Origin of the sequence: Pseudomonas knackmussii B13 (assembly GCF_000689415.1) — a bacterium.
Taxonomy (GTDB): Bacteria; Pseudomonadota; Gammaproteobacteria; order Pseudomonadales; family Pseudomonadaceae; genus Pseudomonas; species Pseudomonas knackmussii.
Map to the genome: position 1 here is coordinate 4320373 of NZ_HG322950.1, position 25026 is coordinate 4345398.

26 protein-coding genes are annotated in these 25026 nt (G+C 65.9%); 17 read left to right on the forward strand and 9 right to left on the reverse strand.

The annotated features are described in order from the left end of the window. Nucleotides 1-32: 32 nt before the first annotated feature. The 5 genes from PKB_RS20265 to PKB_RS20285 all read right to left on the reverse strand — a co-directional run bounded on the left by PKB_RS20265 (nt 33) and on the right by PKB_RS20285 (nt 5531). A complete protein-coding gene (locus tag PKB_RS20265; RefSeq protein WP_043253930.1) occupies nt 33-659 on the reverse strand; it encodes a 3'-5' exonuclease in 627 nt (208 codons plus the stop codon). Next, nucleotides 656-2446, reverse strand: a complete 1791-nt coding sequence (locus PKB_RS20270; protein WP_043253934.1) for a DUF294 nucleotidyltransferase-like domain-containing protein — start codon at nt 2444-2446, stop codon at nt 656-658. The genes PKB_RS20265 and PKB_RS20270 overlap by 4 nt, the downstream gene beginning before the upstream one ends. 76 nt (nt 2447-2522) lie before the next feature. Continuing rightward, nucleotides 2523-4178, reverse strand: coding sequence for a cation acetate symporter (locus PKB_RS20275; protein WP_043253936.1), 1656 nt, complete (start codon nt 4176-4178; stop codon nt 2523-2525). After that, on the reverse strand, nt 4175-4486 hold the full coding sequence (locus PKB_RS20280) for a DUF485 domain-containing protein (RefSeq protein WP_043257561.1): 312 nt from the start codon (nt 4484-4486) through the stop codon (nt 4175-4177). The genes PKB_RS20275 and PKB_RS20280 overlap by 4 nt, the downstream gene beginning before the upstream one ends. Nucleotides 4487-4673: 187 nt before the next feature. Beyond that, on the reverse strand, nt 4674-5531 hold the full coding sequence (locus PKB_RS20285; RefSeq protein ID WP_043253939.1) for a glycine betaine ABC transporter substrate-binding protein: 858 nt from the start codon (nt 5529-5531) through the stop codon (nt 4674-4676). A gap of 249 nt (nt 5532-5780) precedes the next feature. On the opposite strand from PKB_RS20285, the gene PKB_RS20290 reads away from it, so the two are divergent. Beyond that, entirely contained in the window at nt 5781-7379 is a 1599-nt protein-coding gene (locus PKB_RS20290; RefSeq protein WP_052355339.1) for a glycoside hydrolase family 17 protein, read from the forward strand. A 7-nt stretch (nt 7380-7386) separates the two neighbouring features. Here the strand turns inward: PKB_RS20290 and PKB_RS20295 are convergent, their stop codons facing one another. Then, entirely contained in the window at nt 7387-7755 is a 369-nt protein-coding gene (locus tag PKB_RS20295; protein WP_043253941.1) for a hypothetical protein, read from the reverse strand. 106 nt (nt 7756-7861) lie between these two features. Here PKB_RS20295 and PKB_RS20300 point away from each other — a divergent pair, with 106 nt between their 5' ends. The 4 genes from PKB_RS20300 (at nt 7862) to PKB_RS20315 (ending at nt 11714) form a co-directional block, all read left to right on the forward strand. Then, nucleotides 7862-8422, forward strand: coding sequence for a hypothetical protein (locus PKB_RS20300; protein WP_043253944.1), 561 nt, complete (start codon nt 7862-7864; stop codon nt 8420-8422). A gap of 146 nt (nt 8423-8568) precedes the next feature. Beyond that, complete coding sequence (locus PKB_RS20305; protein ID WP_043253946.1) at nt 8569-9918, forward strand: alpha/beta fold hydrolase family protein; 1350 nt, start codon at nt 8569-8571, stop codon at nt 9916-9918. Next, nucleotides 9915-10745: an MlaA family lipoprotein gene (locus PKB_RS20310; RefSeq protein ID WP_043253948.1), complete on the forward strand. Its 831-nt coding sequence runs from the start codon at nt 9915-9917 to the stop codon at nt 10743-10745. The genes PKB_RS20305 and PKB_RS20310 overlap by 4 nt, the downstream gene beginning before the upstream one ends. 111 nt (nt 10746-10856) lie before the next feature. After that, the gene (locus PKB_RS20315; RefSeq protein WP_043253950.1) at nt 10857-11714 is read left to right on the forward strand and encodes a pirin family protein; all 858 of its coding nucleotides are present in this window, start codon (nt 10857-10859) and stop codon (nt 11712-11714) included. A 106-nt stretch (nt 11715-11820) separates the two neighbouring features. Here PKB_RS20315 and PKB_RS20320 read toward each other — a convergent pair whose 3' ends face one another. Both PKB_RS20320 and PKB_RS20325 read right to left on the reverse strand, forming a co-directional pair. Next, complete coding sequence (locus PKB_RS20320) at nt 11821-13017, reverse strand: patatin-like phospholipase family protein (protein WP_043253952.1); 1197 nt, start codon at nt 13015-13017, stop codon at nt 11821-11823. A gap of 66 nt (nt 13018-13083) precedes the next feature. After that, nucleotides 13084-14013 carry a lipid A biosynthesis lauroyl acyltransferase gene (locus PKB_RS20325; protein WP_043253954.1) on the reverse strand — a complete coding sequence of 310 codons (930 nt, stop codon included), beginning with the start codon at nt 14011-14013 and terminating at the stop codon, nt 13084-13086. A 148-nt stretch (nt 14014-14161) separates the two neighbouring features. Between PKB_RS20325 and minC the strand changes: the two genes are divergently transcribed. From minC to PKB_RS20355, 6 genes are all read left to right on the forward strand, one after another. Next, nucleotides 14162-15034 (forward strand): septum site-determining protein MinC, encoded by an 873-nt coding sequence (minC, locus tag PKB_RS20330; protein ID WP_043253955.1) that lies wholly within the window; start codon nt 14162-14164, stop codon nt 15032-15034. A 61-nt stretch (nt 15035-15095) separates the two neighbouring features. After that, on the forward strand, nt 15096-15911 hold the full coding sequence (gene minD / locus PKB_RS20335) for a septum site-determining protein MinD (RefSeq protein ID WP_043253956.1): 816 nt from the start codon (nt 15096-15098) through the stop codon (nt 15909-15911). Beyond that, entirely contained in the window at nt 15908-16162 is a 255-nt protein-coding gene (gene minE, locus PKB_RS20340) for a cell division topological specificity factor MinE (RefSeq protein WP_043253957.1), read from the forward strand. The genes minD and minE overlap by 4 nt, the downstream gene beginning before the upstream one ends. Before the next feature lie 66 nt (nt 16163-16228). Beyond that, nucleotides 16229-16864 (forward strand): RluA family pseudouridine synthase, encoded by a 636-nt coding sequence (locus tag PKB_RS20345; RefSeq protein ID WP_043253959.1) that lies wholly within the window; start codon nt 16229-16231, stop codon nt 16862-16864. A 107-nt stretch (nt 16865-16971) separates the two neighbouring features. After that, nucleotides 16972-18261 (forward strand): M18 family aminopeptidase, encoded by a 1290-nt coding sequence (locus tag PKB_RS20350; protein WP_043253961.1) that lies wholly within the window; start codon nt 16972-16974, stop codon nt 18259-18261. Nucleotides 18262-18271: 10 nt separating this feature from the next. Then, entirely contained in the window at nt 18272-18679 is a 408-nt protein-coding gene (locus PKB_RS20355) for a GFA family protein (RefSeq protein WP_043253964.1), read from the forward strand. Between the two features lie 52 nt (nt 18680-18731). On the opposite strand, the gene PKB_RS20360 is transcribed toward PKB_RS20355, so the two are convergent. Then, nucleotides 18732-19448, reverse strand: a complete 717-nt coding sequence (locus PKB_RS20360) for a UTRA domain-containing protein (protein WP_043253966.1) — start codon at nt 19446-19448, stop codon at nt 18732-18734. A 350-nt stretch (nt 19449-19798) separates the two neighbouring features. On the opposite strand from PKB_RS20360, the gene PKB_RS20365 reads away from it, so the two are divergent. From PKB_RS20365 to PKB_RS20390, 6 genes are all read left to right on the forward strand, one after another. Further along, nucleotides 19799-20857 (forward strand): ABC transporter substrate-binding protein, encoded by a 1059-nt coding sequence (locus PKB_RS20365; RefSeq protein WP_043253969.1) that lies wholly within the window; start codon nt 19799-19801, stop codon nt 20855-20857. A 65-nt stretch (nt 20858-20922) separates the two neighbouring features. Beyond that, on the forward strand, nt 20923-21732 hold the full coding sequence (locus PKB_RS20370) for an alkaline phosphatase family protein (RefSeq protein WP_043253971.1): 810 nt from the start codon (nt 20923-20925) through the stop codon (nt 21730-21732). Then, nucleotides 21729-22571: an ABC transporter permease gene (locus PKB_RS20375; protein WP_043253974.1), complete on the forward strand. Its 843-nt coding sequence runs from the start codon at nt 21729-21731 to the stop codon at nt 22569-22571. Before PKB_RS20370 ends, PKB_RS20375 begins: the two co-directional genes overlap by 4 nt. Continuing rightward, on the forward strand, nt 22555-23361 hold the full coding sequence (locus tag PKB_RS20380; protein WP_043253976.1) for an ABC transporter permease: 807 nt from the start codon (nt 22555-22557) through the stop codon (nt 23359-23361). The genes PKB_RS20375 and PKB_RS20380 overlap by 17 nt, the downstream gene beginning before the upstream one ends. After that, nucleotides 23358-24353, forward strand: a complete 996-nt coding sequence (locus PKB_RS20385; protein ID WP_043253978.1) for an ABC transporter ATP-binding protein — start codon at nt 23358-23360, stop codon at nt 24351-24353. Before PKB_RS20380 ends, PKB_RS20385 begins: the two co-directional genes overlap by 4 nt. Further along, a complete protein-coding gene (locus PKB_RS20390) occupies nt 24353-25006 on the forward strand; it encodes an HAD family hydrolase (protein ID WP_043253979.1) in 654 nt (217 codons plus the stop codon). The genes PKB_RS20385 and PKB_RS20390 overlap by 1 nt, the downstream gene beginning before the upstream one ends. Nucleotides 25007-25026 lie beyond the last annotated feature (20 nt).

A 25026-nucleotide genomic window follows, 5' to 3' on the forward strand; every position in this document is an offset into this window, starting at 1 on the left:
GGGTCACTTTGCGCCAGATACAAATACGTACGTCAGCGCAGCTCCGTGGGCAGCGACCCCTTGCGCAGGCGCAGGAACATCAGGGCCACGCTGCGCGCGTCGCCCAGGGCGGTGTGGCGCCCTTCCACCGGGATATCGAGGGTGCGCGCCAGCGTGTCGAAGCGCAGGTCCAGGTGCAGGTCCGGGTAGCGCCGCGCCATCTTGCGCTGATACAGGGCCGAGACCTCGATGCGCGGATTGTCCAGCCGCTCGCCCAGCAGCAGGCGCAGATGGCGGCTGAGGACAGCGGCATCGAAGGACAGGTAGTAGCCGAGCAGCGGTCGCTCGCCGATGAACGCCAGCAGGCGGCGCAGCGCTTCGGCCAGCGGCAATTGCCCTTCGAGGTCGGCGCGGCGCAGCTTGTGGATGCGGATGGAGTCGCCGGTCAGGCTTGCCGGCGGCTCGACCAGCAGGTCCAGGCGCTCGCCGAGGACCAACTTGCCGCCGCGGATCAGCACCGCGCCGATGCTCAGAATGTCTGCCGTGCGTGGGTCGAGGCTGGTGGTTTCGAGATCGATGGAGACGATTTCCTCGGCCTCTTCGGCCGCATGCAGGCACCAGTAAAGGCGGCGGCGCCAGCCAGACCAGGCGTGATCGGGGAGCTTCACCAGCGCGTTCATCGACTCTCCAGATGGAATTGCCAGGCCAGGCTCTGCTTGAACTTCTTCACCGCATGCAAGCCGAAGCGCAGCAGATCGCGTTCGTGGCGGCTCAGGCGCGCCACGTCCAGGCCGTGCTCGCGGCCATCGCGCGCACCGCCAAGCTGTTGCTGCAGACGCAGTTGCAGGAAGAGTTCGAAGGATTCCGCCAGGTTGTCGGCCAAGCCTTCGTCGAGGACGCCGCGCGCCTTGAGAGCTCCCAGGCGGGCCAGGGTGCCGCGCTCCTCCAGACCTTCGCGCAGGGCCAGCACACGGCAGCCGTGGACCAGCGGGAAGATGCCGCCGCGCTTGATGTCCAGATGCTCCTCGCGGGTTTTCAAGTTGCCAAGGATGGTGAGCGGCGTGTCGAACTGCAGAGCAGCGGCTGCCATGTCGGGCAACCAGCGCTCGCCCTCCTGGGCGAAACGCAGCAGTCCCTGGCGCAGCCCTTCGTAGAGCTGCCGATTTCCGGCGACAGGGCTCGCATCGGCCAGGATCGACATGCGCATCAGCTGCTCGGGCTGACCCTCCAGCTGGGTCTGGTTCAGCTCACGCTGCCAGGCCGCCAACGGCTTGCACCACGCTGGCTGGCTGGCCATGACGCCGCCCGGACAAGGTGGATAACCGAAGCTCAGCAGGGCCTCGCTGAAGCGCTGCATCAGCGCCAGCCCCTGCTCGACCGGCAGGTCTTCGGCGAGGATCAAGGCGTTGTCCTGGTCGGTCTTGAGCAACTGTTCGCCGCGGCCTTCGCTGCCCATCACCAGCAGGCAGCAGCGGCTGCGCAGTGCTGGCGGCACGAGCAGTTCGAACAGTCGCTCCAGCAGTTGCTCATTGAGCGCGCTGACCAACTGCATGATGAAGCGCAGGCGAATGCCGTTGCCGCACAACGTGGCAATCAGCGTGTGCAGGGTTTCCGCGGCGCCGCGCAGCTCCTCCTCGCTCTCTGCCCGTGCGATGCGCATCGCCAGCACGTGGGAGTGGGTCGAGAAGAGGCTGAGCACCTGGGTCAGGTGCAGAAGGCCGACGACCTCGCCGTCTTCGCGCACGGCGACCCGCTCGATGCGCTTGCGGGTCATGAGGATCATGGCATCGAAGAGGAAGTCGCCCAGCTCCACGCAGGCCAGCGGACCATGCGCCAAGGGCCCGATGGGCTCGGCCTCGCTGCGGCCGTCGCGAAAGTGCGCGGTCATCAGGTCGGTGCGGGTGACTATGCCCAGCTCGCCGTCCTGGCGAACCAGCAGCGCATCGGCGCCACGGCTCAGCTGCAGGCGCGCGGCATCGCCCAGGGCCAGGCCGGCGGAGACTTCGATCGCCGGCAGCAGGTGCTCGCGGGCGATGCGGGTGAGGATGAACTCGGCGAGGTTCTGCCCGTCGCGGCGCGCCAGCTGGCGCTTGGCCGCGAGGTCGGCCTGGAAGAAGCGGCCGAAGTCCGGATTGGCGCCGCACAGCTGATGGAAGACGCTGGCGGGCAATTCGTAGGTGATGCTCTCCTCCACTGCGCAATAGACGTGCTTGCTGCTGCCGGAGAAAAGCCCGCGGATGTCGAAGATGTCGTCGCTGGTGTACTGCGCGAACAGCTTGCCGTCCTCGCCGCGTTCCTCGATCACGCCCTTGAGCACGACGAACAGGCAAGGTACCGCGGATCCAGCGGCGATGAGGGTTTCGCCGGCGGCGTAGTAGCCAACGCTAAGCGCCTCGCTCAGCCGCTCGCGCTCGGCCGCGCGCAGCAGATCGAACGGCGGCGAGGAAAAGTTGAACTGCTCGGCCATCTCGGCCCCCGTGGCAGGGAAACAAAGACAAAGCCGGAGGCGAACCTCCGGCTTTGCATTCAACAGCCAAAAACCATCAGTGCGCTACGGCACCGCTGGCGCCAAGGCCGGTCTGCGAACGGATGAACTGCGGGAAGAAGCGTGCGCGCTCCTCGTCGGCAGCGGCGGACTTGTCGGTGATCGAGAAGAACCAGATACCGATGAAGGCCACGGCCATGGAGAACAGTGCCGGGTATTCGAACGGATAGATCGGTTTCTCGTGGCCGAGGATCTGCACCCAGATGGTCGGGCCGAGGATCATCAGCACCACCGCAGTGATCAGGCCCAGCCAGCCGCCGATCATGGCGCCGCGGGTGGTCAGCTTCTTCCAGTACATCGAGAGCAGCAGCACCGGGAAGTTGCAGCTGGCGGCGATGGAGAAGGCCAGGCCGACCATGAAGGCGATGTTCTGCTTCTCGAACAGGATGCCGAGGATGATGGCAACCACGCCCAGGGCGACGGTGGTCATCTTCGACACGCGCAGCTCATCTTTCTCGTTGGCCTTGCCGCCCTTGTAGACGCTGGCGTACAGGTCGTGGGACACCGCCGAGGCGCCGGCCAGGGTCAGCCCGGCGACCACCGCGAGGATGGTGGCGAAGGCCACCGCCGAGATGAAGCCGAGGAACAGGCTGCCGCCCACGGCGTTGGCCAGGTGCACGGCGGCCATGTTGTTGCCGCCGATCAGCGCGCCGGTGGCGTCCTTGAAGGCCGGGTTGGTGCTGACCAGCAGGATCGCGCCGAAGCCGATGATGAAGGTCAGGATGTAGAAGTAGCCGATGAAGCCGGTGGCGAAGAACACGCTTTTGCGCGCTTCCTTCGCGTCGCTGACGGTGAAGAAGCGCATCAGGATGTGCGGCAGGCCGGCGGTGCCGAACATCAGCGCGAAGCCCAGGGAGAACGCCGAGATCGGGTCCTTGACCAGGCCGCCGGGGCTCATGATCGCTTCGCCTTTGGGGTGGACCTTGATGGCTTCGGAGAACAGGGTGCTGATGTCGAAGTTGACGTGCTTGAGCACCATGATCGCCATGAAGGTGGCGCCGGAGAGCAGCAGCACGGCCTTGATGATCTGGACCCAGGTGGTGGCGAGCATGCCGCCGAACAGCACGTAGAGCACCATCAGGATGCCGACCATGACCACCGCGACGTGGTAGTTCAGGCCGAACAGCAGCTGGATCAGCTTGCCGGCGCCGACCATCTGCGCGATCAGGTAGAAGGCCACCACCACCAGCGAACCGCAGGCGGACAGGGTGCGGATGTTCTTCTGCTTCAGGCGATAGGACGCGACGTCGGCGAAGGTGTACTTGCCGAGGTTGCGCAGCCGTTCGGCGATCAGGAAGAGGATGATCGGCCAGCCCACCAGGAATCCGATGGAGTAGATCAGGCCGTCATAGCCGGAGGCGAACACCAGGGCGGAAATCCCCAGGAAGGACGCTGCGGACATGTAGTCGCCGGCGATCGCCAGGCCGTTCTGGAAACCGGTGATGCTGCCGCCAGCGGTGTAGAAGTCGGCGGCCGACTTGCTGCGCTTGGAGGCCCAGTAGGTGATGCACAGGGTCAGGCCGACGAAGGCCACGAACATCACGATGGCGGAGACGTTCATGGGTTGGCGCTGGACGTCGCCGGTCAGGGCGTCGGCCCACAGGGCAGGAGCGAAGGCGGCCAGGCCTAGGGCCGCGAGCAGGCGGGCGATCATTGCTGGATCTCCTTGAGGACTTCCTGGTTCAGGCGGTCGAACTCGCCATTCGCGCGGCGCACGTAGATGCCGGTGAGGACGAAGGCCGAAACGATCAGGCCGACGCCCAGGGGAATGCCCCAGGTCACGGACGATTCGGGGCTGACCTTGGTGCCCAGGACCTGCGGTGCGAAGGCGATCAGGAGGATGAAGCCCACGTACAGGCCCAGCATGATCACGGAGAGCAGCCAGGCGAATCGCTCGCGCTTGGCCACCAGTTCTTTGAAGCGCGGATTGCTATCAATCCGCTGGTAGATGCTGTCGTTCATTTTGTTTTTGTCCTCACAGCGGGGGATGACGCGGATGTCGTCGATCCCCACTTTAGGACTCTGGTGCAAGGCCTCCAGACGACTTTAGTCGTAGCGCTCAGCGTGCTGCCCGCCAAGCTGCGGAACAGAGCGCGCGGCATGAAAAAGCCCGCCATGCGGCGGGCTTTTTGCGGAGCTTGAACAGGTCTTACTGGGTCCACTCCTTGACCCGGTCCGGGTGGCTGTCCACCCATTTCTTCGCGGCTTCCTCGGGCTTGGCGCCGTCCTGGATGGCAAGCATGACCTCGCCGATCTCCTGGCCGTCCTTCCACTTCAGTTTCTTCAGCAGGGCCCAGACTTCCGGCGCCTTCTTCTCCAGCGCCGGGTTGGCGACGCTGTCGACGTGTTCCTCGTCGCCGTAGACCTTCTTCGGGTCCTCGAGGAACTTCAGTTTCCACTTGGCGAACATCCAGTGCGGAATCCAGCCGGTCACCGCCACCGCCTTCTTGTCGTTCTCGGCGCGGGTCAGCTCGGCGATCATGCCGCTGCCGGAACTGGCCACCAGCTTGTAGTCCAGGCCGTAGTCCTTGATCGCCTGGTCGGTCTTGAGCATCACCCCGGCGCCGGCGTCGATGCCGATGATCTGGCCGTTGAAGTCAGCCTTCTGCGCCTTGAGGTCCTCGATGCTGTTGGCCTTGACGTACTCCGGCACGATCAGGCCGATCTTCGCCCCCGGGTAGTTCACGCCCAGGTCGACCACCTTGTCCTTCATCTTCTCGAAGTAGGCGCCGTGGGTGACCGGCAGCCAGGCCGAGAGCATGGCGTCGAGTTTGCCGCGGGCCACGCCCTGCCACATGATGCCGGCCGCCACCGGCATCAGTTTCACCGGGTAGCCGAGCTCCTTGCGGATCACCTCGGCCGCCACGTGGGTGGTGGCCACGCTGTCCGACCAGCCATCGACGTAGCCGATGGTGATTTCCGGCTTGGCTGCAGCCGACACCAGGGTCGCCGCCGCCGTCAGTGCCAGCCCCGCGCCCAGGCCCAGCAGACGTCGCATCATTCGCATGTGTTTCTCCCCTTCGAATTAGGTACACCGGAGCCAATGCCCCGAGGCGGTCTTGGCCGCACCTCCATCATCGGCGTGAGAGCCGTGCGGGCTGCTCCGAGAGCGACTCCGAACGATCCCCTCCACGACACGACCTCGCCATTTGCGACTTGCACGAACCGTTTGCGACAGTGCGCCGACGCTCGGGAGAACGCTGACGCGCATGGAGGCGATTGCTAAGATCGCCTGTCCGCACCCAGGCCCTCCTTCATGCCCAATCGCTCGCCCTTCCCGCTGCTGCCCTACTGCTGCGCTCTGCTCCTGGCCCTTCTGGGCCTGCTCGGCGCCTGGTACCTGCAGGGGCGCAGCCTCGACCTGGCGGATGCCGCCGCGCCGGGGCAGCGCCTGCAATGCGCGTCCTACAGCCCGTTCGGCAAGGACCAGTCGCCCTTCGACCAGCCCTTCGTGCTGCGCCCGCAGCAGATGGACGCCGACCTGGCGCTGCTGGCCAAGCACTTCAGCTGCTTACGCACCTATTCCATGACCGGCCTGGAAGGCATTCCCGAGCTGGCCCGCAAGCACCGCCTGAAACTCATCCTCGGTGCCTGGATCAACGCCATCCCGGCAGATAGCGAGCGCGAAGTGCGCAAGCTGATCGACGCCGCCAACGCCTATCCGGACGTGGTGCAGTCGGTGATCGTCGGCAACGAGACCCTGCTGCGCCAGGAGGTCACCAGCAAATACCTGGAGGGTTTGCTGGCCCAGGTGAAGAGCCAGGTCCGGCAGCCGGTGTCGTATGCCGAGGTCTGGGAGTACTGGCTCAAGCACCCGCAACTGGCCGAGCACGTCGACTTCGTCACCCTGCATCTGCTGCCGTACTGGGACAACCAGCCCAGCGGCATCGACGGCGCCCTGCAGCATGTCGCGGAAATCCGCCAGCAGTTCGACCGCGCCTTCCCCGGCAAGAGCATCCTGATCGGCGAGACCGGCTGGCCCAGCGAAGGCCGGCAGCGGCGCACCGCCCTGCCCAGCCGGGTCAACGAAGCGCGCTACATCCTCGGTTTCGTGCGGATGGCCGAGGAGAACGGCTGGCGCTACAACCTGATCGAAGCCTTCGACCAGCCGTGGAAGCGCCGCCTGGAAGGCGCCGTGGGCGGTTACTGGGGGCTGTTCGACGCCGACCGCCAGGAGAAGGACGTGCTCGCCGGCCCGGTTTCCAATCAGCCGGATTGGCCCGCCTGGTTCGCCTTCAGCGCCCTGCTGGGCGCCGCAATGCTGCTGCTCGGCGGGCGTCCGGCCAGCGCCCGCGCAGCCCTCGCGCAACCGCTGGGCATGGCCCTGGGCGCGACCTGCCTGGGCCTCTGGTGCGCCCAGGCCTGGGTGATCTGCACCTTCCTCGACGAATGGCTGTGGGCGGCCTACCTGGCCATCCTCAACCTGCTGGTCATGGCTCACCTGGCACTGGCATTGGGCGCCCACGAAGGCTGGCGCGGTCGGCTATTCCGAGGCCTGGAAGCGCGCGGCGGCTGGTGGTTGCTGGCCAGCAGTTTCGCCGGCGCGGTATGGATGCTGGCGCTGGTATTCGATGCGCGCTACCGCAACTTCCCCAACGCCGCGCTGCTGTTCCCGGCGCTTTTCTACCTCTATCGCCCGGTAGCCACGCCGCGTCGCGAAGCGACTCTGCTCGCCGTGCTGATCGCAGCCGGCATCGTGCCGCAATTGGCCCTGGAGGGGCTGGACAATCTGCAGGCGGTCCTCTGGGCCGGCATCTGCGCGCTATTGGCCGGTGCACTGCTGCGCGGCCTGCGTCAGGAACGCTCCGCCACTGCCGAGACCCGTTCTGCCCGCACCGAGACTCGCCTGGCCTGAGCCCGCCTCAGGCGGGACGCGCCTGGCGCACGAGGCGCAAGGCGGCCAGCACCACGGCGAACACAGCCATGCTGACGCTGTAGAACACCAGTGCCGGCAAACCGATGAACAACGCCACGGCCGCCAGCCACCAGCCGATGCGGCCGGGAATCAGGAACGCCGGGATGGACGCGACCAGCGCCGCCTGGCCAAGCACGCCGAAGTGGATCAGCAGCCCCAGCCCGGAGCGAGCCTGGCAGGCCAGTTGCTGCTCGTTATCGGCGCACACGTCGACCCAGCTGCCGTTCTCCAGCAAGCCGAAGCGCACCCCATAGCACGCCGCCACCCAAAGCGCAGCGAGCAGAAGCAGGAGGATCAGCGAGAGTCGACGGGGCATCGGGCCACTCCATGAGCGAAACGGCGCCCAGCATACCCAGCGCCGGGGGCGATGCAAGGCCAGGCGCCGCTCATTACACTGGGCCGGTCCTGCGCAGGAGTTGTCCATGTCGCGCGCCACCCGCTTCTTCCTTGTCTGCCTGGCCATCAGCTTCTGGTGGCTGCTGCCATTCAAGCAACATCACCTCGCGCAGACCGCCGCCGACGGCAGCCTGCACCTGGACGGCTACCGCGTCCAGCCGCTGCAGGACTTCCAGATCGACGCCCTGGTGTTGAGTCGCGAGGACTACCGGCTCGGCTGCGAGGCACAGATCTCGCCCACCGACCTGGCGCTCGGCTGGGGCCCGCTGGGCGATGCGGCGATCGCCGCGAAGATCCACTTCAGCCAGGGCGGCCGCTGGTACCACTGGCAGGCCGAGCAACCTCCACTGCCGCCTCGCGAGATCGAGACGCACAGCGCCAACATGCACATGATCCCGGCCAGCGACACAGTGGCGCACAGCCTGGCCGCAGTAAGCGCGGGCGAACACATCCACCTGAGCGGGAAGCTGGTACAGGTGAGTGCCGCCGACGGCTGGCGCTGGACCAGCTCGCTGAGCCGCGAGGACACCGGCGCCGGGGCCTGCGAACTGGTCTGGGTCGAGCGGCTCGATATCGACAGCCAATGACGTTGCCAGGGCACGAGCCAGCGCAGCATGCTCGGCCAGCGCGACTGATGCGACGCACGGATTCGTGCGCCAAGGCACTCCAGCGCCTTGCGCTTGTCATAAAGCTCTATTTCACTCCAAGCGTGCTTTTCGCCAAGGGAACCTTCATGACAGTGCTTTCGCGCGCCGCCGTCCTGCTCGGCAGCCTCGTGCTGGGATTCGTCGGCCCCGCCCTGGCCCGCGACGTCAACCCGGCCAGCTACGGTTTTCCGCTGAGCAACCCGTTCGAAGCGACCATCGCCACCACGCCGCCAGAACTGCGCCCGGTGCTGCCGGACGATGGCGACATCCGCCAGAGCGACTACGCAGTGAAGTTGCGCCCGGAGCGCGAGTACGCCCTGCCGGACAACTTCTGGCCCGTGAAGAAGCTGCACTACCGCCTGGCCCGCCAGGATCACCCGGCGCCGCTGGTGTTCATCATCGCCGGCACCGGCGCCAGTTACGACAGCCGCACGCCGGAATACCTCAAGCGCCTGTTCTACGGCGCCGGCTACCACGTGGTGCAGATTTCCTCGCCGACCAGCTGGGACTTCATGGCCGGCGCTTCGATGCACGCCACACCCGGCTACAGCCCCGACGACGCCGACGACCTGTACCGGGTGATGCAGGCCGTACTCGCCGGGAATCCGAGCCTGCCAGTTACCGAGTACTACCTCACCGGCTACAGCCTCGGTGCGCTGCACGCGGCTTTCGTCAGCCAGCTCGACGAGTCCATGCGCACCTTCAACTTCAAGCGCGTGCTGCTGCTCAACCCGCCGGTGAATCTCTACACCTCGGTGAGCAACCTGGAAAAGCTGGTGCAGACCCGGGTCAAAGGCATCACCGACTCCAAGACCTTCTACCAACTGGTGCTGGGCAAGCTCACCCGCTACTTCCAGCAAAAGGGCTACATCGACCTGAACGATGCCTTCCTCTACGACTTCCAGAACTCCAAGCAGCACCTGACCAACGAAGAAATGGCGATGCTGATTGGCGCGACCTTCCGCTTCTCCTCGGCGGACATCGCCTTCACCTCGGACCTGATCAACCGCCGCGGGCTGATCACCCCGCCGGGTTATCCGATCCGCGAGGGCACCAGCCTCGAACCCTTCTTCTCGCGCTCGCTGCAATGCGATTTCGACTGCTACATGGTCGAGCAGCTGATTCCTGCCTGGCGCAAGCATCACAAGGGCAACAGCCTGCCGCAGCTGATCCAGCAGACCAGCCTGTACGCCCTGGAGCAGTACCTGCACGACACCCCGAAGATCGCCGTGATGCACAACGCCGACGACCTCATCCTCGGCCCCGGCGACGTCGGCTTCCTGCGGCGGACCTTTGGCGACCGGCTGACGCTGTACCCGCTGGGAGGCCATTGCGGCAACCTCAACTACCGGGTCAACGCCCAGGACATGCTGGACTTCTTCCACGGCAAGGACGCCGCGCCGCAGAGCGTGGCGCAGCAGGGAGCCACTGAATGACGCTTCGATCCACCTGGCTTCTCACCCTCGCCCTGGGCTGCGGCCTGGCCCACGCGGATGCCGCCAGCGAGGCCGGCCCGCAGCCGATCGTGCCGCCCTCCGCGGCCAAGCCGATAGCCCTGGAGCCCGACGCCGACGGCTTCAAGCACCCGCTCGACGCCCTCAAGTTCAACCCCGGCCTGGACCAGCGCGAATTCGAGCGCGCCACCTTGAGCGCGCTGAACATCTACGACCCCTGGGAGTCGTGGAACCGCCGCGTCTATCACTTCAACTACCGCTTCGATAACTGGGTGTTCCTGCCCGTCGTGCATGGCTACGAATACGTCACCCCGCGCTTCGTGCGCAGCGGTGTGAGCAACTTCTTCAGCAACCTGGGCGATGTGCCGACCCTGCTCAACAGCCTGCTGCAGTTCAAAGGCAAACGCGCCATGAACACCACCGCGCGGCTGCTGTTCAACACCACCTTCGGCGTGCTCGGCCTGTGGGACCCGGCAACCCGCATGGGCCTACCCAAGCAGAGCGAGGACTTCGGCCAGACCCTGGGCTTCTACGGCGTGCCCGCCGGGCCCTACCTGATGCTGCCGATCCTCGGGCCGTCCAACCTGCGCGACACCGGCGGGCTGGTCACCGACTACATCGCCGCCGAGCAGGTCGACTACCTGGGCGTTGCCAGCGCCAGCAGCGACTACTGGGAAATCCCCACGCTGATGGTGATCGACAAGCGCTACACCAACAGCTTCCGCTACGGGCAGATGAACACACCGTTCGAGTACGAGAAGCTGCGCTACTTCTATACCGAGTCGCGCAAGTTGCAGATCAACGAGTAAGCCTGAGCGAGGGAAATATCGACTTAATCGATATTTCCCTCGCAAAACTCGCAACCATCTATCCGTCAATCGGGACTAGGATGGCCTCCATACCTGATCGAGGAGGTCACCATGACCCAGCTGCGCAATCTGTTCGACCTGCACATCGGCCGTCCCGCCTCGGATGGCGCCGGCGTTCGCCTGACCCGCGTGATCGGCGGCCCCGGCCTCGAGCGCTTCGATCCGTTCCTGATGCTCGACCAGTTCGATACGCAGAACCCCGACGACTACATCGCCGGCTTCCCTGACCATCCCCATCGCGGTTTCGAGACAGTGACGTACATGCTCGAAGGGCGGATGCGCCACCGCGATCACCTGGGCAACGAAGGCCTGCTCAAGCCCGGCGGCGTGCAGTGGATGACCGCCGCCCACGGCATCATCCACAGCGAGATGCCGGAACAGGAAGAAGGCGCCATGCGCGGCTTCCAGCTCTGGCTGAACCTGCCGGCCAAGAGCAAGCTCGGCCCGGCCGGCTACCGCGATATAGAACCGGAAGACGTGCCGCGCACGACCACCGCGCAAGGTGTGGGCGTGACGGTCATCGCCGGTCGCTTCGACGATGGCGAAATCGCCCTCGACGGCGCCGTGCAGCGTCCGGACACCGAGCCGCACTACTACGACCTCAGCCTGCCCGCCGGTAGTAGCGTCACCCCGCACCTGCCGCGTGGTCACCAGGCCCTGCTTTATGTCTACGAAGGCAGCCTGCAGGTGGAGGCCGAGCGCGGCGGCGAAATCGGCCACAACCGTCTGGCCCGCCTGGGCGATGGCGATGCCGTGAAGTTGAGCAGTGCTGGTGGTGCGCGCGTCCTGCTGCTGGCCGGCAAGCCGCTCCAGGAGCCGATCGTGCAGTACGGGCCCTTCGTGATGAACAGCCGCGAGGAAATCGAGCAGGCCCTGCGCGACTACCGCGATGGCGTGCTGGCGGTCTGATAAGTCCTGCCTTTCGTAGGAGCGAGCTTGCTCGCGAACGGGTCACGTACCGAAGCCGTTCGCGAGCAAGCTCGCTCCTAAACATATTTGAAGCCGGAGCGGGCGATTACAGGTTGTGCTCTTCCAGCCCGAGGAAGCGCGTCAACTCCGCCCGTTGGTTCATCGCGTCCTTGTAGCCCAGGCGGATGAGCTCGTGGCAATAGCCCCGCTCGAACAGCAGGTAGCTCAGCACGCCCGCCCCGCTCGCCCGGGTAGCGCCAGGGCCACGCAGGAACAGGCGCAGCGCCCAGGGCAGCTCCTTGCGGTGCTTGGCGGCGATCTCGTCCAGCGGCACCGACGGCGACACCAGCAGTACCTCCACCTCACGCAAACCCGCCTCTTGCTGGCGGCGTTCCACGGGCACCAGCTTGCCCAGGTAGTTGATGCGCTGCAGCACCTCGATGTCGCCTTCCAGGCTGTCGATGAAGGTGCCGTTGAGCAGGTGGATGCCCATCTGCGCGAGGCTTGGTGGCCGGCCGCTGCGCGGGGTGTCGGCGCCTTCGTTGGGATCGCTGCGGGTCGGATTGCCGCTGACGCCGATCACCAGCACGCGGTTGGCCCCCAAATGCAGCGCCGGACTGATCGGCGCCTGCTGGCGTACCGCGCCGTCGCCGAAATACTCCTGCTGGATGCACACCGGAGCGAACAGCAGGGGAATCGCCGAACTGGCCAGCAGGTGCTCCAGATTCAGCCGCGTTGGCGTGCCGACCCGCCGATGACGCAGCCAGGGCTCGATGGTGGCGCGTCCTTGGTAGAAGGTCACTGCCTGGCCGGACTCGTAGCCGAACGCGGTAACCGCGACCGCGCGCAGCTTCCGCGCCTGCAAGGCGGCGGAGATGCCCGAGAAGTCCAGCTCGCGGGCCAGCAGATGGCGCAGCGGCGTGCTGTCGAGCAGCGCCACCGGCTGCCTCCGGCCGAGGCCAAGCAGGCTGTGGCTGAGGAAGCGCAACGCCTGGCCGCACACGCCGAGGAAGTCGCCGCGGTAGACCTGGCCGGTCTGGAAACCCTTCCAGACCCGCGTGAGGCTATGGATAGCCTCGCGGAACGAGAGCGCACCGCAAGCCAGCCCCACTGCATTGATGGCGCCGGCCGAGGTGCCGACGATCACAGGGAACGGATTGGCCGCACCTTCCGGCAGCAGCTCGGCGATGGCCGCGAGCACCCCGACCTGGTAGGCCGCGCGGGCGCCGCCGCCGGACAGGATCAGCCCGGTAACGGCGCGGGGAGAATGGGAAGTCGGGTGCTGCTCGGCGGATTCAGTCACGACAGGAGTCCTGGATGCGTCCTGCAATCAAGTATGTCGCTGCGCCGGGTTCGGTAAAGCCGGCGCTCAGCGCTTCGCGTAGAGCTTGGGCTCGCCTTCCGGGCGGCTCTTGAAGCGCCGATGCGCCCACAGGTACTGCTCCGGTTGCTGGCGGATCTCGGCCTCGACCCACTGGTTGACGCGCAGGCAGTCGGCCTCCTCGGTCTCGCCGGGGAAGTCCTGCAGCGGCGGATGGATCACCAGGCGGTAGCCGGAGCCATCGGCCAGGCGCGTCTGGGTGAACGGGCAGACCAGCGCGCGGCCCAGGCGGGCGAACTTGGTGGTAGCGGTGACGGTGGCCGCCTGGATGCCGAACAGCGGCACGAACAGGCTCTGCTTGGCGCCGTAGTCCTGGTCCGGTGCGTACCAGATGGCCCGGCCGGCGCGCAGCACCTTGAGCATGGCGCGCACGTCCTCGCGCTCGATGGCGCTGGCGTCGGCGTTGTGCCGCTCACGGCCACGGCGCTGCACGAAGTCGAACAGCGGGTTGTCGTGCTCGCGGTACATGCCGTCGATGGTCTGCACCTGGCCAAGCAGCGCCGCGCCGATCTCCAGGGTGGTGAAGTGCATGGCCATGAGGATCACGCCCTGCCCCTCGGCCTGGGCCTTGCGCAGGATATCCAGGCCTTCGATATGGGCGAGCTTCGCCAGGCGCGCCTTCGGCCACCACCAGCTCATGGCCATCTCGAAGAAAGCGATGCCTGTTGAAGCGAAGTTCTCTTTAAGCAGCCGCTTGCGCTCGGCGGCGGACTTCTCCGGGAAGCACAGCTCCAGGTTGCGCGCGGCAATCGCCCGGCGGCTGCCGACCACCCGATACATCACCGCACCCAGGGCACGGCCCAGGCACAGCAGCAGCGGATAGGGCAGTTGCACCACCAGCCACAGCACGCCGAGGCCCAGCCATAGCGGCCAGTAGCGCGGATGGAGGAAGGCGGCGCGAAATTGGGGACGATCCATGAAGGGTTCCGGATAGACAGGCAAAGAGCGGCATTCTACCGCGAGCGACGGGCTTTGCACCGCTACCGCGGAAGTGGCGCCGCGCCAGGCTTGCGGGCGCTGGGACGGTCCGCTATAAGTCGAGGCCATTTAGCGATGCAGTCCGACCATGAGCCAAGCCGACCTCCTCGACCAAGATCCCGTATTCCAGCTCAAGGGCAGCATGCTCGCCGTCACCGTGCTGGAACTGGCACACAACGACTTGGCGCGCCTGGACAGACAGCTTGCCGACAAGGTCGCCCAGGCTCCGAATTTCTTCCGCGACACCCCGCTGGTGCTCGCCCTGGACAAACTCCCCGACGGTGAAGGCCAGCTCGACCTGCAAGGCGTGCTGGACATCTGCCGCCGCCACGGCCTGCGCACCCTGGCGATCCGCGCCAACCGCGAGGAAGACCTGCGCCTGGCGACCATGCTGGACATCCCCGTGCTGCCGCAGTCCGGCTCGCGCGAGCGCCCGCTGGAGCCCAAGGACGCGCCGACCGCCGAGCCGGTGATCCGCCGCCCGCGCAGCGAGAAGCTGGCCGGACAGGTGGTCGAGAAAGCCGTCGAAGCGCAACTGGCGGCCAAAGCCGAGGAGAAGGTCGAGGAAAAGGCCGCCGAACCGGTCGAAGAGAAAGCCGAGGAGCCGGTCGAGCCCGCTCTTCCGGTGGTCCGCCCGACCAAGATGATCACCGCCCCGGTACGTGGCGGCATGCAGATATACGCAGCCGGCGGCGACCTCATCGTGCTGGCGCCGGTCAGCCCCGGCGCGGAACTTCTCGCCGACGGAAATATCCACGTTTACGGTCCGATGCGCGGCCGTGCCCTGGCAGGCGTCAAGGGCGACACCAGCGCCCGGATCTTCTGCCAGCAACTGGGCGCCGAACTGGTCTCGATCGCCGGAAATTACAAGGTGGCAGAAGACCTTAGGCGCAGTCCGCAGTGGGGTCAGGCGGTCCACGTCAGCCTGTCGGGTGACGTGTTGAACATCACCCGCCTTTAACGGATACTGCCGCGACTTTCAGGGACCAGAATCCTTCGTTTTTTCTTTGGGGTGAATCACCTTGGCCAAGATCCTCGTAGTCACTTCCGGTAAGGGTGGCGTCGGTAAAACTACCACCAGCGCAGCAATCGGCACCGGCCTGGCCCTGCGTGGCCACAAGACCGTCATCGTCGACTTCGACGTGGGCCTGCGTAACCTCGACCTGATCATGGGCTGCGAACGCCGCGTGGTTTACGACTTCGTCAACGTCATCAACGGCGAAGCCACACTGACCCAGGCCCTGATCAAGGACAAGCGCCTCGAGAACCTGTTCGTCCTGGCCGCCAGCCAGACCCGTGACAAGGACGCCCTGACCCAGGAAGGCGTCGGCAAGGTCATGGAAGAGCTCAAGCAAAACTTCGAATACATCATCTGCGACTCCCCGGCCGGCATCGAGAAAGGTGCCCACCTGGCCATGTACTTCGCCGACGAGGCGATCGTCGTGACCAACCCGGAAGTCTCCTCGGTACGCGACTCCGACCGCATGCTCGGTCTGCTGGCCAGCAAGTCGCAGCGCTCCGAGAAGGGCGAGGAGCCGATCAAGGAGCACCTGCTGCTGACACGCTACAACCCCGAGCGCGTCACCAAGGGCGAGATGCTCGGCGTGGAAGACGTCGAGGAAATCCTGGCGATCCGCCTGCTCGGCGTGATCCCGGAGTCGCAAGCCGTGCTCAAGGCCTCGAACCAGGGCGTACCGGTCATCCTCGACGACCAGAGCGACGCCGGCCAGGCCTACAGCGACGCCGTCGACCGCCTGCTGGGCAAAGAGATGCCGCATCGGTTCCTCGATGTGCAGAAGAAAGGATTCCTGCAACGACTGTTCGGAGGACGTGAATGAGCCTTTTAGACTTCTTTCGCAGCCGAAAGGCGCAATCCAGTGCGTCGATAGCGAAGGAAAGACTCCAGATCATCGTCGCCCACGAGCGCGGCAACCGCTCCCAGCCTGACTACCTGCCGCAGCTGCAGAAAGACCTGCTGGAAGTGATCCGCAAGTACGTGCCGATCGACCAGGAGCAAGTCCAGGTCGAACTGGCCAACCAGGGTAGCTGCTCGATCCTGGAGCTCAACATCACCCTGCCGGAACGCTGAGTTCCGCACGGTACCCTGCGGCGGCCTCGGCCGCCGCAGTCGTTTCTTTTTCTCCGGTCAATTGCCATGCCGCTGTCGAACATCCAGATCGTCCACCAGGACGCCGCCCTGCTGGTGGTGAACAAGCCCACCCTGCTGCTCTCCGTCCCCGGTCGCGCCGACGACAACAAGGACTGCCTGGTAACCCGACTGCAGGAGAACGGCTATCCGGAAGCACGCATCGTTCACCGCCTGGACTGGGAAACCTCCGGCCTGATGGTGCTGGCGCGCGACGCGGACAGCCACCGCGAGCTGTCCCGGCAGTTCCACGACCGTGAGACCGAGAAGGCCTACACCGCGCTATGCTGGGGCGAACCCGAGCTGGACAGCGGTCGCATCGACCTGCCGTTGCGCTACGACCCGGAAAACAAGCCTCGGCACATCGTCTGCCACGAGCACGGCCGTCATGCACTGACCTTCTGGCGAGTGGTCGAGCGCTGCGGAAACTACGCACGCGTCGAGCTGACCCCGATCACCGGCCGCTCGCACCAGCTGCGCGTGCACATGCTCTCCATCGGCCACCCGCTGCTCGGCGACCGCCTCTACGCCCAGGGCGAAGCCCTGACCCTGCGCGACCGCCTGTGCCTGCACGCCAGCCTGCTGTGCCTGACCCATCCGCAGACCGGCGAGCGGATGCGCTTCGAGTCGCCCGCACCGTTCTGACCCCGCGATTCGCGGGCATGGCAGTACAAGCCATCCCGCCCGCTTCCCACAGCCGCGCTGCCACACATTTGCGATAAACTTCCGCCATTCGCTGTCCGGAGTTTCCCATGCGTGCAGATCTCAACCAGGGCCTGATCGATTTCCTCGCGGCCTCGCCGACGCCTTTCCATGCCACCGCAAGCCTCGCCCGGCGCCTCGAAGAGGCCGGCTACCAGCGCCTCGACGAACGCGACGCTTGGCGCACCGAAGCAGGCGGGCGCTACTACGTGACCCGTAACGACTCCTCGCTGATCGCCTTCAAGCTCGGCCGCAACGCACCGCTCGAGCACGGCCTGCGCCTGGTTGGCGCACACACCGACAGCCCCTGCCTGCGGGTCAAGCCGAACCCGGAACTGGCACGCCAGGGCTACTGGCAGCTGGGCGTCGAAGTCTACGGCGGCGCCCTCTTCGCGCCCTGGTTCGACCGCGACCTGTCGCTCGCCGGCCGTGTCACCTTCCGCCTGGCGGGCAAGGTGGAAAGCCGCCTGATCGACTTCCGCGCGCCCATCGCAGTGATTCCCAACCTGGCCATCCACCTCAACCGCGAGGCCAACCAGGGCTGGCCGATCAATGCGCAGAACGAGCTGCCACCGATCCTGGCCCAACTGGCCGCCGGCGAAACCCGCGACTTCCGCGACCTGCTCGGCGAACAGCTGCAGAACGAGCATGGCATCATTGCCGACGCCATCCTCGACTACGAACTGAGCTTCTACGACACCCAACGCGCGGCAGTGGTCGGCCTGGGTGGTGAGTTCATCGCCGGCGCCCGCCTGGACAACCTGCTGTCATGCTACGCCGGCCTGGAAGCGCTACTAACCAGCGGTGACGAACAGAGCGCGGTGCTGGTCTGCACCGACCACGAGGAAGTCGGCTCCTGTTCGGCCTGCGGCGCCGATGGCCCGTTCCTCGAACAGACCCTGCGCCGCCTGCTGCCCGAAGGCGACGCCTTCGTCCGCGTGATCCAGCGCTCGCTGCTGGTCTCCGCCGACAACGCCCACGGCGTGCACCCCAACTACGCCGACAAGCACGACGGCAATCACGGCCCGCAGCTCAACGGCGGCCCGGTGATCAAGGTCAACAGCAACCAGCGCTACGCCACCAGCAGCGAAACCGCCGGTTTCTTCCGCCACCTGTGCCTGGAGAATGAAGTCCCGGTGCAGAGCTTCGTGACCCGCAGCGACATGGGTTGCGGCTCGACCATCGGCCCGCTTACCGCCAGCCAGCTGGGCGTGCGCACCGTCGACATCGGCCTGCCGACCTTCGCCATGCACAGCATCCGCGAGCTGGCCGGCAGCCAGGACCTGCGCTACCTGGCCAAGGTGCTGAGCGCCTTCTACGAAAGCATCGAACTGCCCTGAGGAGAAAAACATGAGCCTGAAAGGTAGCTGCCTGTGCGGTGCAATCGGCTACGAGATCGACTCGCTCGACATGCCGATCAGCCATTGTCACTGCCAGACCTGCCAGAAGGCTCATGCGGCTGCCTTCGCCACGACCGCCGGCGTCCTGCGCGAGCATTTCCGCTGGACCCGCGGCGAGGCGCTGGTGGCGGCCTACGAATCCTCGCCGGGGAAACTGCGGCGCTTCTGCCCGCGCTGCGGCAGCCATCTGATCGCCGAACGCGACGGCCAGCCGCATGTCATCGTGCGGGTGGCCACGCTCGACGACGACCCGGGCACCCGCCCGGCCCGCCACATCTGGACGTCACACGACCGCCCGTGGCTCTCCGGCGAGAACATCCCCGCCTATCCGGAGTGGAATCCAGAGCGCAAGGCCTGACAGGCCGCAGAGACTCGGGTTCGCGAGCAAGCTCGCTCCTATACAAACGTCTTCAATCCGGCACTTCCACGCTCACGTGGATGGCGTCGTGCCGCCAGAATTCCAGGTCGCAGTCGATGATCCGCCCATGCTGGTCGCGGTTGATCCGGGTGATGCGCAGCGCCGGGCTACCCTCAGCCACGCGCAGTGCCGCAGCGGCCTCGCCGTGCAGCGCGGTGGGGACCATGTCGAACCGCACGCGGCCGTAGCGAATGTCGTAGCGGCTGGCGTAGAGATCGGTCAGCGACTGGCGCAGGTCGCAATCGAGGATTCCGGGGAAATAGGCCGGATTGAGGTAATGCTCGACATACAGCACCAGGCGACCATCCACCCGCCGTGCGCGGCGGATCTGGTAAACGCTGGAGAGCGCCGGGAGCTCCAGGTGCGCACAGATCGCCGGACTCGCCGGCACCTGCCGTGCCGAGATCACTTCGGTCGCCGGCACCCGGTTCTGCCCAGCGACCATCTCGTGGAAGTGGCTGCGTACCAGTGGGTTGTAAAGCAGCCGCGGTGGCGAGACGAACCAGCCGCGGCGCTCCTCGCGATAGATCAGCCCCTGCGCTTCGAGTTGGGTCAGCGCCTCGCGCAGGGTGATGCGCGTGGTATCGAACAGCTCGCTGAGGCGGCGTTCTGCCGGCAACTTGCCGGCGGCCGGCAGCAGGCCGCTGTCGATCTGTTCGATCAGGGCTCGGCAGATCGCCGTCACTGTCGGTAGCGCCTCGTCGCGCATGCGGTATCCCTCTTCTGGACTAGTCCAGCCCCATTTCAGGGCAATTCGGTGCCGTTAGCGGCTGCTCCACTCTAGAAAGCAGCGATGAATATCCTGTGACAGCCAGGTGGCAAGCACCTCCCATGCCAGCAATCTGCGCAGCATAGCTCAAGCGGATCAACATCTTACGCATGGTCTAGGCTGTACTGGGCCGGAGCCGCCGCAGAGCCGAGCTGACCCACGGACACGAAACTGTCATGCCCGGCTCGTAGATTGGCCTGGGTCTTGCTGATCTAGACCAGAGTTTTTCCGCTGCCAGAACACTGCGACGCGGACCGCACACCCAAACCCGATGAACGAAGGAGCACCGAATGAAACGCTTGCTTGCTTCACTGCTGGGAACAGCAATCGCCCTCGGCGGCGCCGCGGCAATGGCCGCCGATGCCGACCTGCAGGCGCTGGAACAGGCCGCCCGCAAGGAAGGCCAGATCAACAGCGTCGGCATGCCGGACAGCTGGGCGAATTGGAAAGACACCTGGAAGGACCTGGAGAGCAAGTACGGGCTCAAGCATGTCGACACCGACATGAGCTCCGCCCAGGAACTGGCCAAGTTCAAGGCCGAGGGCGAGAACGCCAGCGCCGACATCGGCGACGTCGGCGCCGCCTTCGGGCCGATCGCCGTGCAGCAGGGCCTGGCCCTGCCGTACAAGCCGAGCACCTGGGACCAGGTTCCGGACTGGGCCAAGGACAAGGACGGGCACTGGGCGCTGGCCTATACCGGCAGCATCGCCTTCATCGTCAACAAGCAACTGGTCAAGGACGTCCCGCACAGCTGGGCCGACCTGCTCAAGGGCAAGTACAAGGTCACCATCGGTGACGTCGGCACCGCCGCCCAGGCGGTCAACGGCGTGCTCGCCGCGGCCATCGCCAACGGCGGCGACGAGAAGAACATCCAGCCGGGCCTGGACTTCTTCGCCCAATTGGCCAAGCAGGGCCGCCTGTCGCTGACCAACCCGGTGATCAACACCCTCGAGAAGGGTGAAGTGGAAGTCGGCGTGGTCTGGGACTTCAACGGCCTGAGCTACCGCGACCAGATCGACCCCAGCCGCTTCGAAGTGCTGATCCCCTCCGACGGTTCGGTGATCTCCGGCTACACCACCATCATCAACAAGTTCGCCAAGCACCCGAATGCCGCGAAGCTCGCCCGCGAGTACATCTTCAGCGACGCCGGGCAGATCAACCTGGCCAAGGGCAACGCCCGGCCGATCCGCGCCGAGCACCTGACGCTGCCGGCCGAGGTCAAGGCCAAGCTGCTGCCCAACGAGCAGTACGCCAAGGTCCAGCCGATCAAGGACGCCAAGGCCTGGGAGGAGACCTCCAAGCGCATCCCGCGCCTCTGGCAGGAAAGCGTGATCATCAACATGCAGTGATGCGTCGCCGGCCCCCGCGCATGCGGGGGCGGTTCCTTCCGAATTCGTCAGCGCAGGCCGTCCCGATGTCCCAACCCGTCGTCCTGGTCATCCTCGATGGCCTCAACTACAGCGTCGCCTACGACTGCATGGGCCACCTGCAGGCGCTCTGCAAGGCCGGGCGCGGCCAGCTCTACCGCCTGGAGTGCGAGCTGCCGTCCCTGTCGCGCCCCCTCTATGAATGCATTCTCACCGGCGTGCCGCCCATCGACAGCGGCATCCTGCACAACGGCGTGTCGCGCCTGTCCACCCAGCGCAGCCTGTTCCACTATGCCCGCGATGCCGGCCTGAAGACCGCTGCCGCGGCCTATCACTGGATCAGCGAGCTGTATAACCGCTCGCCGTTCGACGACAGCCGCGACAGACATACCGAGGACATTTCCCTGCCGATCCAGCACGGCCACTTCTACTGGACCGACCACTATCCGGACTCGCACCTGTTCGCCGACGCCGAGCACCTGCGCCGTCGCCACCAGCCCGACGTGCTGCTGGTGCATCCGATGAACATCGACGACGTCGGCCACAAGCACGGCCTGAACAGCCCGCAGTACCGCAACTGCGCGCGGCACGCCGACATCATCCTTTCCGAATACCTTCACCAGTGGCTGGCTGCGGGCTACCAGGTGATGGTCACCGCCGACCACGGCATGAACGACGACCGCACCCACGGCGGCGTGCTGCCTGAGGAGCGCGAGGTGCCGCTGTTCGTCTTCGGCAACGCGTTCAGCCTCGACGACCAGGTGCGCCCACGCCAGGTCGAGCTCTGCGGCAGCCTCTGCGAAATCCTCGGCGTCGCCCATGACAAACCGGTCTGCGAAGGATTGCTGCGACCATGAGATCGACCCGCGGAAAACTCATCGCGCTGCTCTGCCTGCTGCCGTTCGCCCTGTTCTTCGCCGCCTTCCAACTGGCGCCTCTGGTGTGGATCGCCCTGCACAGCGTGCAGGCCGCCGGCGCCTGGGGCCTGGGCAACTTCCGCGAGATCTTCGCCTCGCCGTTCTACCGCCAGGCGATCGGCAACAGCCTCGACATCTCGCTCTGGTCGAGCCTGATCGGCCTGCTGATAGCGGTGCTCGGCTGCCACTCGCTGCGCCAGGTGAACAGCCGCCTGCGCGACTTCGTCATGGCCTTCGCCAACATGACCAGCAACTTCGCCGGGGTGCCGCTGGCCTTCGCCTTCATCATCATCCTCGGCTTCAACGGCGCCATTACCCTGCTGCTCAAGCAGACCGGACTGATCAGCGACTTCAACCTGTACTCCAAGACCGGCCTGATCATCCTCTACACCTACTTCCAGATTCCCCTGGGCGTGATGCTGCTCTTCCCCGCGTTCGATGCGGTACGCGAGGACTGGCGCGAATCCGCGGCGCTGCTCGGCGCCAGCAACTGGCAGTTCTGGCGGCTGATCGGCGTCCCTGTGCTGACCCCTGCGCTACTCGGCACATTCGTGATCCTGCTAGCCAACGCGCTAGGCGCTTACGCCACCGTCTACTCGCTGACCACCGGCAACTTCAACGTACTGCCAATCCGCATCGCGGGGCTGGTCGCTGGCGACATCTTCCTGGACCCGGACATGGCCAGCGCGCTCGCCATGCTGCTGGTCTTCCTGATGAGCCTGATCACCTTCGTCCACCAGTGGCTGCTGCGCCGGAGCTACCATGCCCAGAAACGCTAGTAACGCCGGGGGCGGGCTCTACCACCGCGTGGTGGTCTACGGCCTGTTCCTGATCCTTCTGCTGCCGCTGGCCGCGACCCTGCTCTACTCCCTGGCCACCCAGTGGTCGGCGAGCATCCTGCCCGACGGCCTGACCATCAAGTGGTACCTGACGCTGTGGAGCGACCCGCGCTTCCTCGCCGCCTTCGGCAAGTCGCTGCTGGTCTGCGCCGGTGCGCTGGTGTTGAGCGTGGTGCTGGTACTGCCGCTGATGTTCGTCGTGCACTACTACTTCCCGCGCCTGGACGCGCTGATGAACGTGCTCATCCTGCTGCCCTTCGCGGTGCCGCCGGTGGTCTCCTCCGTCGGCCTGCTGCAGCTGTATGCCGCCGGCCCGATTCCACTGGTGGGGACGCCCTGGATGCTGATCGGCTGCTACTTCACCATCGCCCTGCCCTTCATGTACCGCGCCATCGGCAACAACCTGCAGGCGATCAACCTGCACGACCTGATGGACGCCGCCCACCTGCTCGGCGCCAGTACCTGGCAAGCGGCGCTGCTGGTGCTGCTGCCGAACCTGCGCAAGGGGCTGATGGCCGCACTCTTCCTTTCCTTCAGCTTCCTCATCGGCGAATTCGTCTTCGCCAACCTACTGGTGGGCACCCGCTACGAAACCCTGCAGGTGTTCCTCAACAACATGCGCAACAGCAGCGGCCACTACACCAGCGCGGTGGTGGTCTCGTATTTCTTCTTCGTCCTGCTGCTCACCTGGGCGGCCAACCGATTGAACAAGGACAAGGAACGCACATGAGCTTCCTCAGTGTCGAACACCTGAACAAGAGCTACGGGAACACCCAGGTGTTCCAGGACATCGACTTCGCCGCCGAGCGCGGCGAGTTCGTCACCCTCCTCGGCCCCAGCGGCTGCGGCAAATCCACCCTGCTGCGCTGCATCGCCGGGCTGACCTCGGTGGACAGCGGGCGCATCCTGGTCGACGGCCAGGACCTGGTGCCGCTGTCGCCGCAGAAGCGTGGCATCGCCATGGTGTTCCAGAGCTACGCGCTGTTCCCCAACATGACCGTGCAGCAGAACGTGGCCTTCGGCCTGCGCATGCAGAAAGTGCCTGCCGCCGAAGCCAGCCAGCGGGTTGCCGAGGTGCTGGACATGGTCGAGCTCGGCAGCTTCGCCGAGCGCTACCCCCACCAGCTTTCCGGCGGCCAGTGCCAGCGCGTTGCCCTCGCCCGTTCGCTGGTCACTCGCCCGCGCCTGCTGCTGCTCGACGAGCCGCTGTCGGCCCTGGACGCGCGCATCCGCAAGCACCTGCGCGAACAGATCCGGCGCATCCAGCAAGAGCTGCAGCTGACGACCGTGTTCGTCACCCACGACCAGGAAGAGGCGCTGACGCTGTCGGACCGCATCGTCCTGATGAACGCAGGGCGCATCGTCCAGAGCGGCGACGCGGAAACCCTCTACACGGCGCCGCGCGACGCCTTCGCTGCAGGCTTCATCGGCAACTACAACTTGCTCGCCGCCGACGAGGCCGGCAAGCTGCTCGGCCGCCGCTTCGCCGGGCAGGTGGCGATCCGCCCGGAATCCCTGCGCCTGAGCCAGGAGCCGGGCGATGGAATTGCCGTGCGCGTGCTCTCCCACAGCCTGCTCGGCAACGTCATCCGCTACCGCGTGGATGCCGACGGCGTTGAACTCACGGTGGACGTGCTCAATCGCAGCGCCGAACGCCTCTACCCCGCCGGCACCGAACTGGGCCTGGCAATCGACCAAGACAGCATCCGGGAGGTGGCCTGATGGCCCTGGTGATCTTCGACCTCGACGAAACCCTTATCGGCGGCGACTGCGCCAGCCTGTGGAGCCGGCGCATGGCCGACCTCGGCTGGGTCGACGGCGTGTCCTTCGTGAAACGCGACGCCGAGCTGATGGCGCGCTACGCAATCGGCGAACTGTCCATGGAGGACTACATGGCATTCAGCCTGGAGCCGATGGCCGGGCGCAGCGTCGATGAAGTCGAGCGGGAAGTCGAAGCCTACGTCGAAGACGTCATCGAACCGCTGATCTACAGCGACGCCTGCTCTACCCTGGCGCGCCACCGCGCCGCCGGCGACCAGCCGCTGGTGATCTCGGCCTCCGGCGTACACCTGGTCCAGCCGATCGCCGAGCGCATCGGCATTAGCGAGGTGCTGGCCATCGACCTGGAAGTCGTCAACGGCCACTACACCGGCCGCACCCAGGGCGTGCTCACCTACCGCGAAGGCAAGATCATCCGCCTGCTGGACTGGCTGGACGGGGAAGACAAGGCACTGGCCGAAGCGCACTTCTATTCCGACTCGCGCAACGACCTGCCGCTGCTGCGTCGCGTCGGCAATCCGCACGTGGTGAACCCGGACACAGCGCTGCGCGCCGAAGCCGAGCGCTCGGGCTGGGAAGTTCTTTCCTGGAAATAGGCTGGCTTGATGCGTCGGGC

What these genes read in the sequence shown, in the direction of transcription:
- PKB_RS20265 (WP_043253930.1), bottom strand. Translation starts at nt 659, where the DNA reads ATGAACGCGCTGGTGAAGCTCCCCGATCACGCCTGGTCTGGCTGGCGC.
- PKB_RS20270 (WP_043253934.1), bottom strand. Translation starts at nt 2,446, where the DNA reads ATGGCCGAGCAGTTCAACTTTTCCTCGCCGCCGTTCGATCTGCTGCGC.
- PKB_RS20275 (WP_043253936.1), bottom strand. Translation starts at nt 4,178, where the DNA reads ATGATCGCCCGCCTGCTCGCGGCCCTAGGCCTGGCCGCCTTCGCTCCT.
- PKB_RS20280 (WP_043257561.1), bottom strand. Translation starts at nt 4,486, where the DNA reads ATGAACGACAGCATCTACCAGCGGATTGATAGCAATCCGCGCTTCAAA.
- PKB_RS20285 (WP_043253939.1), bottom strand. Translation starts at nt 5,531, where the DNA reads ATGCGAATGATGCGACGTCTGCTGGGCCTGGGCGCGGGGCTGGCACTG.
- PKB_RS20290 (WP_052355339.1), top strand. Translation starts at nt 5,781, where the DNA reads ATGCCCAATCGCTCGCCCTTCCCGCTGCTGCCCTACTGCTGCGCTCTG.
- PKB_RS20295 (WP_043253941.1), bottom strand. Translation starts at nt 7,755, where the DNA reads ATGCCCCGTCGACTCTCGCTGATCCTCCTGCTTCTGCTCGCTGCGCTT.
- PKB_RS20300 (WP_043253944.1), top strand. Translation starts at nt 7,862, where the DNA reads ATGTCGCGCGCCACCCGCTTCTTCCTTGTCTGCCTGGCCATCAGCTTC.
- PKB_RS20305 (WP_043253946.1), top strand. Translation starts at nt 8,569, where the DNA reads ATGACAGTGCTTTCGCGCGCCGCCGTCCTGCTCGGCAGCCTCGTGCTG.
- PKB_RS20310 (WP_043253948.1), top strand. Translation starts at nt 9,915, where the DNA reads ATGACGCTTCGATCCACCTGGCTTCTCACCCTCGCCCTGGGCTGCGGC.
- PKB_RS20315 (WP_043253950.1), top strand. Translation starts at nt 10,857, where the DNA reads ATGACCCAGCTGCGCAATCTGTTCGACCTGCACATCGGCCGTCCCGCC.
- PKB_RS20325 (WP_043253954.1), bottom strand. Translation starts at nt 14,013, where the DNA reads ATGGATCGTCCCCAATTTCGCGCCGCCTTCCTCCATCCGCGCTACTGG.
- minC (WP_043253955.1), top strand. Translation starts at nt 14,162, where the DNA reads ATGAGCCAAGCCGACCTCCTCGACCAAGATCCCGTATTCCAGCTCAAG.
- minE (WP_043253957.1), top strand. Translation starts at nt 15,908, where the DNA reads ATGAGCCTTTTAGACTTCTTTCGCAGCCGAAAGGCGCAATCCAGTGCG.
- PKB_RS20345 (WP_043253959.1), top strand. Translation starts at nt 16,229, where the DNA reads ATGCCGCTGTCGAACATCCAGATCGTCCACCAGGACGCCGCCCTGCTG.
- PKB_RS20350 (WP_043253961.1), top strand. Translation starts at nt 16,972, where the DNA reads ATGCGTGCAGATCTCAACCAGGGCCTGATCGATTTCCTCGCGGCCTCG.
- PKB_RS20355 (WP_043253964.1), top strand. Translation starts at nt 18,272, where the DNA reads ATGAGCCTGAAAGGTAGCTGCCTGTGCGGTGCAATCGGCTACGAGATC.
- PKB_RS20360 (WP_043253966.1), bottom strand. Translation starts at nt 19,448, where the DNA reads ATGCGCGACGAGGCGCTACCGACAGTGACGGCGATCTGCCGAGCCCTG.
- PKB_RS20365 (WP_043253969.1), top strand. Translation starts at nt 19,799, where the DNA reads ATGAAACGCTTGCTTGCTTCACTGCTGGGAACAGCAATCGCCCTCGGC.
- PKB_RS20370 (WP_043253971.1), top strand. Translation starts at nt 20,923, where the DNA reads ATGTCCCAACCCGTCGTCCTGGTCATCCTCGATGGCCTCAACTACAGC.
- PKB_RS20375 (WP_043253974.1), top strand. Translation starts at nt 21,729, where the DNA reads ATGAGATCGACCCGCGGAAAACTCATCGCGCTGCTCTGCCTGCTGCCG.
- PKB_RS20380 (WP_043253976.1), top strand. Translation starts at nt 22,555, where the DNA reads ATGCCCAGAAACGCTAGTAACGCCGGGGGCGGGCTCTACCACCGCGTG.
- PKB_RS20385 (WP_043253978.1), top strand. Translation starts at nt 23,358, where the DNA reads ATGAGCTTCCTCAGTGTCGAACACCTGAACAAGAGCTACGGGAACACC.
- PKB_RS20390 (WP_043253979.1), top strand. Translation starts at nt 24,353, where the DNA reads ATGGCCCTGGTGATCTTCGACCTCGACGAAACCCTTATCGGCGGCGAC.